We start from the raw sequence: 8,555 nt of genomic DNA, 5'->3' as shown, positions 1-8,555 counted from the left end.
CACTGGTATCAACGGATTCATCCCTTAAATCATCATCCTCCCAAAAATCCGCATGCGCTTCGGCACTCCAGACAATATTTCTGTCTTCATCCGTGATTTCAGGACTTATCACAAAATCCATTTTCTTTCGGTGAATATGTTCATCGTCTTCAACCGGTTTTTCTTTACTTGCTTCCATGATGCCGACAGCAATTAATACCCCGGCACAGGCACTAGCGACATATACCCTTCATCTTTCAAATTGCTGCTTTGTTGGCTGCGGTCACTTACCCCAGTCACATAGTTATCTATGCTCCTGGGGATGCGTTCACTTGCCGCCTCGCTGCAAATTGAAATCTATTGGGTATGTTCAGCCGCACCTACTGCGACAGGGGCCAGTAACGGTATTGGCATATTAACGTCTCCTGTTTATCTTATTTTTTGCAATACAAAGAATATCTTTAAACTGCTATTTCAGCTCCTGACCGGGAATTCAAATGCTCCGAATTAAATTCACATTAACTGGCAAGAGTGAACTTATGCTGACTGGCAATTAATTTTGCCCCACAGGCTGTTTGCATTCCTTCAAGAGTAATCGATTTTCCTTTATATTTTAAAGAGTCAGCCCCCTGAATAATAGGAAAAACCCCTTTGCATTGAGGGCACTCCACCAAATCACCTTTACCCGCGATAGGAATACCCTTGTGAGTATAGTCATCAATAGCGGTAATCACTTTACCGCCATGATCTGTCATATCTCCTAATAGAATAACCGCTTTTGCCATTAACGTTCTCCACCGTTTTTCAATTGGTAAATAACATCACCTCCATCACACTTCGGTAATTAATGGTAATAATCCCAGGTTCACTAATTGAATTTCAACATCATTGGATTTATCAATATCGTCCTGATTTCTTCCATCAAAAATGCCTTTTTTGGTGACAATCAGAGTACCTACCTGTTCATTATTCTGCTGCACGGGAAGCACATCTTCCGCCATAGGCAGATCGGATTTATCAATAATGCTGGGCTGGTAAAGCATCCAGCCAACACTGAGACGGTCTGGGAAAACCTGTTTGCCTTTTACGGTATAACCATTATTTTCGACTTGAATATAAGGAAGGTCACGGCTGGTCGCTAAATATTTGACAAAGTCAATTAACCGAGAGACTTCAAGCTGATGACTATCAATCCTTAAATTCATTTCCAACCAAACCCAATTAGGGCGATCAGTTAACATTTTGCTATAACTAATGCCACTAGATAACTCATCCTTTTCACCATCCCATATACCGTTAATAAGAGCAGGAAAATTTCTCTTATAATCTTTTTCAAAACTTTTTATGGATACCTCAGTTGGTCCCTGCTCATCAAACACAATATGTTTTAGGGCTTCCTTTCGGGAATAGCCAGTTAAGTACCACACTTTTTCCTGGTTAAAAAATACATCTATTTGCCGTGTGATATAAAACAAGTCCATCAAAGCTGTATAGGCAGTAATAGTTTCTCTCTGCTCATAATATACATTAATTTTTATACGAACTATCGCCATGTTTACCTCGAATTAAACTAAACTGCTGCAAGGGGTATAGTGAACACTGATATTTTTGTATTTACTAAACAGTACCTTAAAATACCCACAACTGATAGGTTGCAAAAAGTGCCATTCCACATGGGGAGTACTATCTAGTACATCACAAACCTTCTGGTGCCTGATAGCCTGATTTTGGGCCGATTTAACACCTTTCCACCAACTTTTTGGTTCATCTTCACTCCTAAAAAACTGGTCATACCGCGCCTTAGCTTCCAGAAATAAGCAATACGCGGGTCGCCAGCCATCAAAGGTCACTTTCAGGCACTGAAATTCCTGGATCATCTGTATGCTGGGATCATATTTCGTTTGGGCAATAAATCGCTGATAGTTAATTGTGATGGCGCTCCAGCGGCTCACCTTGCGATATTTTTCACTCGTCACCGGAATAGCCAGGCAAGCCTTGCACTCTTTTGTACTCTCCGTTTTTTCACACTCTTCCGCCTTAGACTGGGCCTTCGCCTGAACCGCACTGGTATCAACGGATTCATCCCCTAAATCATCATCCTCCCAAAAATCCGCATGCGCTTCGGCACTCCAGACAATATTTCTGTCTTCATCCGTGATTTCAGGACTTATCACAAAATCCATTTTCTTTCGGTGAATATGTTCATCGTCTTCAACCGGTTTTTCTTTACTTGCTTCCATGATGCCGACAGCAATTAAGACCCCGGCACAGGCACTAGCGACATATTCAGCCGCACCTACTGCGACAGGGGCCAGTAATGGTATTGGCATATTAACGTCTCCTGTTTATCTTATTTTTTGCAATACAAAGAATATCTTTAAACTGTTGCTCAGATTTCTGATCAGGGGATTCCAGAGCAGATTTGATTGGCGAGGCATACTGAAAATCAGGATTAAACGCGACCAGAGATAAATAGGATTGAATCAAGTATTTATCCTGAAAGTTTAATGTCAGTAAATAGTCATAAGCATCCATTAGCCGTTTGTTCAGCGAAGACGGAGAAGGTATTAATTCAGCGTGTTTAGCTAGAAGTTCGGCCTGTATACGATCAATAACGGTCTGCTTTTCCAGTTTGGTAATGATATCAAGTTGTGTTTGGGTCAATTCAATCATAATGGATCTCCTGACACCGAATAATAAGTAGAATTGTGTTGATAAACCCATGCGTTAATACCCTGCATAAATGCAGACAGTTGCTCATGGCTAAAAATGTCACGAATGAGATGCAAAATACGAGGATCATAAAAACGTAGCAGTGCCGTCTGTTTTGCCGACAGCTGAATATTTAAATATGGCACAAGATGGCGGGTCAATTTATCCAATGACAGAGAAGTTAACAGCCATGATACTGCCGGAGACGTTTCTTCAAGTGTTGATAATTTATCTTGCCACTGATGAGCGTATTCCATATCAAACAGCCACGGGCCTGCAAACGCAATTTTTGAATCTGGATAGTGCCGGAACAGTGGGTTGTTGATACCCGCGATATAGTTAATTTCCTCACCAAAACAGCGCTCATATTGCAAACCATTCACCAGCGCATAAAGCCGAACGCCGGGATGTTCTTTCTGATAATTAGCCAGTTTTTCGCTTAATTTAGGTGTCATGACTGCCCCCTGATAATGGTTATTGCTTCTTCACGTTCTGCTTTCATCAGACAACTGAGACAAATTTCTTTGAGTGGTTCTTTAACAACGGCAGTTGGCATTTCAGCACTGACCTGTTTCAGTCTATCCAGCATATCCGGCAGTTTCCCTCCCCAACCCGAACCTGTACCCGGTGTTCCACTGGCAAAACTAATCCCGGCACTACTGCTGATACCACTGGCATCAATTTTAATAAAATGCCCTGCTGCCTGTAAGGTAAGCTCACTTCCGACATCAATGACTATCTTTGCCCCAGAACTGAGATGAATTTCATTTCCACTCTGTACCAACAACGCATCGTCAGCTTTGATATGGAGTTTTTGCCCGGTTGAAATGGAAATATCTTGTTTCGCCAGAACACGATATTCATTATCAACACGTAAGTGGGCGTCGTGTTTAACATGATGAGTCCGGTTATGTTCAATATTGACCACTTCATCGTTTAAAATCTCAGTTTTCATGTCCTTCTGAGCATGAATATAGATTTCCTCACCGCCTTTATCATCGTCAAAACGCAGTTCATTAAATCCTTCCCCTTTATGGGTTTTTGATCGGATTGACATCTGCGTTTTTGCCATCGGTAAACGGTTCGGTGGGATATTACAAGCATGGTAGGTTCGTCCAGTAATAATCGGCTGGTCAGGATCGCCATGTAGAAAATCGACCAGTACTTCCTGACCAACACGCGGGATGGTAATCATTCCCCAACCATGTCCAGCCCAAGCCTGACTAACTCTTATCCAGCAAGAACTTTGATCATTAAGCTTGCCATACCGATCCCAGGCAAATTGCACCCTCACCCGCCCATATTCATCACAAAATATCTCTTCTCCCTCTGGACCAACCACCGTGGCAATTTGCAGGCCATCAATACGTGGCTTGGGGTAAGGTAAGGGACGCCATACCCGGTTAGAGCTACCAAAGGTAAAATTATTCGTCAAAATCGTCCCTTTGCTACCAAAACGTGATTCATCCGCTTGAGGCTGCTGGCCATAGTGAGTAATTTGGATTATTTGCCACGAGGCATTAAATTTTTCTTTCGGATGATCGGTAAGCGTAAACCACATGCCCGGTAAAAGAGCAAAACTGTCACTTTGTCCACTACCGAGCAAAGCATCATTACGCAACGCCTCCAACCGATACTGGCTTATCCGCTGCCCATTTTCATCTTTATAACGTCCGGGAAAGTCATAGTGATAGTAACTACGTAAATCCGAACGTTGATTACTAATGTACCTTTGGGTTTCATGGAATTGAAAATCAGCAGGCCATCGGGGATTTTTAAATGTGTAGTCTTTCAACGAAACTTCAGCAATACCTACCTTTTCTCCCCAACGAAATTGGCTGATACAACACTGACTGCCTGTGGCATCGAATTCAGGGTTGTAGGGCAGTGAAAGAATGCCATTCTGGGTATAAGAGTCGACAAAAATAACTGTCGGCTCGTCCTTACTTTGATCAAAGTAATAGTAATAAAAGATCCCTTCATCAGCTGACAGACGCTGTAAAAAAGCCAAATCACTCTCATCGTATTGAACGCAGAACTCCCGTTCTGGATGCTCATAACGCAGTAGACAAGAGAAATGGCGAACGCCATTTTCTTTCAACAGTCTTTCAATAATATCAGTGACCGATTGATTCTGAAAAATACGGGAATTAACTCGTAATCCGGCACGCCACAAGGAAGGATGAAGTGTCAAACAGTAGCGGCTACGATAACGGCCAGTGGTTTCCTGCACAAAATGCGTCACAATCCCAGTGATATAACGCTCAGGCTGCCCATTGCGATAAACGGTCAATGTGGCGTATTTATCCAGAACATCCGCAAAATCAATGTCTGGATTGGCACAGGTGAGTGTGGCTTGCAAACTGAATAATGTTGACAGCGCTTCATTCAGTGTAAATTCGACCACAGCAAAAGTTTTCACAGGGAGATTACCGACCGCGAGAGTAAAAACCAATCCGGTTCGTTCCACATCAAAATCATTAGCCATAAGCAATTGTTACCTATAATTAAGTTATCAACTCGCAATACACCCCAGACGAAATGATTACAAAAAAAGCAATCATACTGTTTTTTAATCAATCAAACAATTTAATCATAAGAAAATATGATGAGATGCAACATGGGCACCAAAGTGGAATTTTGCAACTTTCAGACGGGCTTTGCTTTTAGCTATGTAATAGTTGACCATCACCGTACTTAAAAACATGTTCAGCAAGGTGTTAATTATCAACATAAAGGTTTTATGGATCTGGCAGTTCTGAATGAGACACTCAAAACCAAAGGAATGCATTTTTATTTCTGTGGCCCAGTTCCCTTTATGCAATATGTGGCGAAACAGTTATTGGATATAGGAGTTGATAAACAATTTATTCACTATGAATGCTTTGGTCCGCATAAAGTGATTTAAATTTTCAGTTTCATCACTGAAAGAACAAAACACCCGCGCCATTCATGGCGCGGTTTGAGTTAGGTGTATATACCCGTTATCTTTCAAGTTGCCTCTTTGTTGGCTGCACTCTCTCACCCCGGTCACATAGTTCTTTATAACATAGTTATCTATGCTCCCGGGGATTCGCTCCCTTGCCGTCGCGATCCATCTTGAAATCCATTGGGTATATTATATTCAGATTCAAAAAATCAATTTAGTCATTGATCTGTAATATGCATTTATGTCGTTTATTTCCTTTTATCGTTCGAAGTAAACCAATTTTTCTGAATGTGAATCCCTCGACTATGCATCAAAAACTCTGACAAATATCCATCATGAGGTACAAGTGGCGCCATCCAAGTGGTTGGGATATTTCCTACATAGATATTACTGATGGTTGTATCACTGAGAATAGGGTCCAGAATTTCGCTTTTTTTCGAAAATACAGTAACGACTAACGAATCTGATAGCATTTGTAAACTATCTGGATTCTTATAAGGCGCAACAGTTACACATGGAAACGGAAATTCGCGTTGAATTAAAGGATCTCTTGGATTATCGACAACGGTAACATGAGGTTTAAGAACATATCCCGATGATGTTTGATCACCAAACAGCCGAAGATCTTCACCATCTATCTTTTCTGGATAAAGCGACTTCTGTAATAAAGCCGTGGTATTAGATGATCCTAACGGAAATACCTCTTCGGCATTCATCTGATTAAAAGCTTCGGATAAACGTTTACCAAAATCAGTAGGCTCCCCTTCTATTAATACCGCGCTAGCAGAAACACATGCGGCACCACCAAGAGAAGTGACCGATTGTGCCACAAGTGAAACTGCTTCATCCATATTCACATCTGAACCCACTACAATTTTCGAACGCCCAGGTCCTTGTATTAAGACTCTAGGATTCAAGTGATATTTATTAACGACATCTTGTCCGCCATAAATAATAGACAGATCTGCCGCAGCAACAATTTCGTCAGCACCTTTATGATCTGTCGGTATGAGCGCAACATAGTTTCCAAGCCCAGCCTGTTCCAATGAGGCAACTAATCGCTGAGCGGTGAATGGCTCACGAACAGAAGGCTTAATTAAGACTCTATACCCAAAAGCAAGAGCTTGTGGCCATAAAGCATGTGCTCCCGGTCCATTGCCACCAGTCAGAACCGCCAACACATCTGCTCGCCGGCTGAATAAGGCACATCCTTCTATTACTCTTTCATCATCCACATCCCAAACAGCACCATGTGGCATAGATGCTTTGATTATCTCAGGCATCATAATCAGAACTTCTGTAGTTTCGATCAGAGACCTTTCGATAATGGCTGCTGGCAGCCCAATGACACGATGTGCCAATTGCACATATTCTGACGGAGAAAGTCCGGCCACACTCTCACTGGAATAAATTTTTGCGGCCCTCTTCATCGCTGCATGAATTTCATCCAGCCTCAATCGCGGCGCCATTCTCATCTTACGAACAACTTCACAGATATAAACCGGGGGAACGACTGCGGTTTCTCCAACAACTTCATTTAAAACGCCAATAACCTCCGCACGCCGGCGTGTAACATAGGATTCTCCCAGTACGAGGGCCTCCACCTGTTGCAATTTGTTCTCCATTGCTGGTTTTACGTCAGGCTTTACACTATCTACTAGCATTAATAAACCCCTTCTATCACGGCCTGACCAGAAATCTCTTCAACAGGACGCACCAACGCAACTGAAGCCCCAGGATAATTATCTATCCTTGGAAGTCGCACGGCGGTATCTCGCTCCAATATATTCGGAAATAAAGCAAACTTGCTGAGATAGTTCATCACAACCCGACCTCGCTCCCCAAAAGGAACCGGTTGTTGCGTTAACGGATCAATAACGTCAAACAGGACATTAGGGGCAAAACTATCAAAAATAGGTGAACCTTCAAAATCCTGGCCATCTCTTGATTTGGATTCGCCAAGTATCATCGTACTGCCATAACTGGCTGTTATTTTGACATCAGGAAAAACTGAGGATTGTAAAAATGTCAATGTATCCGAGTCCATATGAGTTCCACCCCAAACAATAAGATCCAAAGTCTTATTCAAATAACTCACCAGGGCAGTTCTTCTCACCATGCGCTCTAAAAGTGGAGGCGTAACAATCAAATAACTAATATGTTGCGTATTAATAATATCTTCCGCCTGATCAATAATATGCTCACAATAGGCATCCACCCCATTAATATCACCTTGCTGGATCATCTTCTTCACCCAACGTGGATCTAAATCTATGGCAAAAAAATACCCTCCACTGGAGCGAGCCCGAAGACGGCTTATTGTCCCTATAACATGAGGCCCGGAAGGAACCAAGGCGAGCGTATTCTTTATTGCTCCCTTATTAATGACCTGCATATCATTCAGACGCCAAGCCACAAGCTGTTCCAACCATTCTTCAAATACAATAACTCGCTTAGGGCGCCCTGTCGTGCCTCCACTTTCAAATACACCTGCAATCATGGCCCCCTTTAAACCTCGAGGCACTAAACTTTCAACAGGAATATCCCGAAGTTCATCAGAAATATCTGGAAATAGCATTAAATCAGAGAAATTGCGGATATCTCGAAAAGGGTCAAAACCCAATGCCTTGCATTTCTCAAGCCAAAATGGTGATCCCGTTTCAGGAGAAAAATGCCAATCCATGATCTGAAACAAATGAGTATTAAAACTATGAAAATCTGCCATATGTACCTCATTATAAAGTTAAGTTTACAGGTACTACTGATCAGCCTAAAAGAAGATAATATACCCTTCATCCTTCAAGTTGCTGCTTTGTTGGCTGCGTTCTCTTGCCGCCGCGCTGCAATTTGAAATCTATTGGGTATAAATTCAATTATCTGCAAAACTCTTAATTTTCTTCCTTTAACAGAAAAGAGAGAAACTATGCAATAATAC

General features: G+C 42.0%; 8 protein-coding genes and 1 pseudogene. 1 reads left to right on the top strand and 8 read right to left on the bottom strand.

The window, feature by feature from the left end; translation table 11 throughout:
• Nucleotides 1-497: 497 nt before the first annotated feature.
• The 6 genes from AM629_RS19820 to AM629_RS19795 are packed head-to-tail and all read right to left on the bottom strand — an operon-like array spanning nucleotide 498 to nucleotide 5,179.
• Nucleotides 498-764, bottom strand: a complete 267-nt coding sequence (locus AM629_RS19820; protein ID WP_054481361.1) for a PAAR domain-containing protein — start codon at nucleotides 762-764, stop codon at nucleotides 498-500.
• Between the two features lie 45 nt (nucleotides 765-809).
• The gene (locus AM629_RS19815; RefSeq protein ID WP_054481359.1) at nucleotides 810-1,532 is read right to left on the bottom strand and encodes an Imm52 family immunity protein; all 723 of its coding nucleotides are present in this window, start codon (nucleotides 1,530-1,532) and stop codon (nucleotides 810-812) included.
• A gap of 12 nt (nucleotides 1,533-1,544) precedes the next feature.
• Nucleotides 1,545-2,309 (bottom strand): restriction endonuclease fold toxin 5 domain-containing protein, encoded by a 765-nt coding sequence (locus AM629_RS19810; RefSeq protein WP_054481357.1) that lies wholly within the window; start codon nucleotides 2,307-2,309, stop codon nucleotides 1,545-1,547.
• Between the two features lies 1 nt (nucleotide 2,310).
• Nucleotides 2,311-2,652 (bottom strand): hypothetical protein, encoded by a 342-nt coding sequence (locus AM629_RS19805; protein WP_054481355.1) that lies wholly within the window; start codon nucleotides 2,650-2,652, stop codon nucleotides 2,311-2,313.
• Nucleotides 2,649-3,146, bottom strand: coding sequence for a DUF4123 domain-containing protein (locus tag AM629_RS19800; protein ID WP_054481353.1), 498 nt, complete (start codon nucleotides 3,144-3,146; stop codon nucleotides 2,649-2,651). The genes AM629_RS19805 and AM629_RS19800 overlap by 4 nt, the downstream gene beginning before the upstream one ends.
• Nucleotides 3,143-5,179 (bottom strand): type VI secretion system Vgr family protein, encoded by a 2,037-nt coding sequence (locus AM629_RS19795; RefSeq protein WP_072161958.1) that lies wholly within the window; start codon nucleotides 5,177-5,179, stop codon nucleotides 3,143-3,145. Before AM629_RS19795 ends, AM629_RS19800 begins: the two co-directional genes overlap by 4 nt.
• Before the next feature lie 225 nt (nucleotides 5,180-5,404).
• Between AM629_RS19795 and AM629_RS22675 the strand changes: the two are divergent.
• A pseudogene (locus tag AM629_RS22675) lies at nucleotides 5,405-5,599 on the top strand (NO-inducible flavohemoprotein); the annotation flags it as partial.
• Nucleotides 5,600-5,868: 269 nt separating this feature from the next.
• Here AM629_RS22675 and AM629_RS19790 read toward each other — a convergent pair.
• A complete protein-coding gene (locus AM629_RS19790; protein ID WP_054481351.1) occupies nucleotides 5,869-7,284 on the bottom strand; it encodes an aldehyde dehydrogenase family protein in 1,416 nt (471 codons plus the stop codon).
• On the bottom strand, nucleotides 7,284-8,345 hold the full coding sequence (locus tag AM629_RS19785) for a phenylacetate--CoA ligase family protein (protein WP_054481349.1): 1,062 nt from the start codon (nucleotides 8,343-8,345) through the stop codon (nucleotides 7,284-7,286). The genes AM629_RS19790 and AM629_RS19785 overlap by 1 nt, the downstream gene beginning before the upstream one ends.
• Between the last annotated feature and the right edge of the window lie 210 nt (nucleotides 8,346-8,555).

This window comes from Photorhabdus heterorhabditis (assembly GCF_001280945.1).
In the GTDB taxonomy this organism is placed as follows: domain Bacteria; phylum Pseudomonadota; class Gammaproteobacteria; order Enterobacterales; family Enterobacteriaceae; genus Photorhabdus; species Photorhabdus heterorhabditis.
Note: the sequence above shows the minus strand (reverse complement) of the source record. Positions and strands in the feature narration are given on the sequence as shown.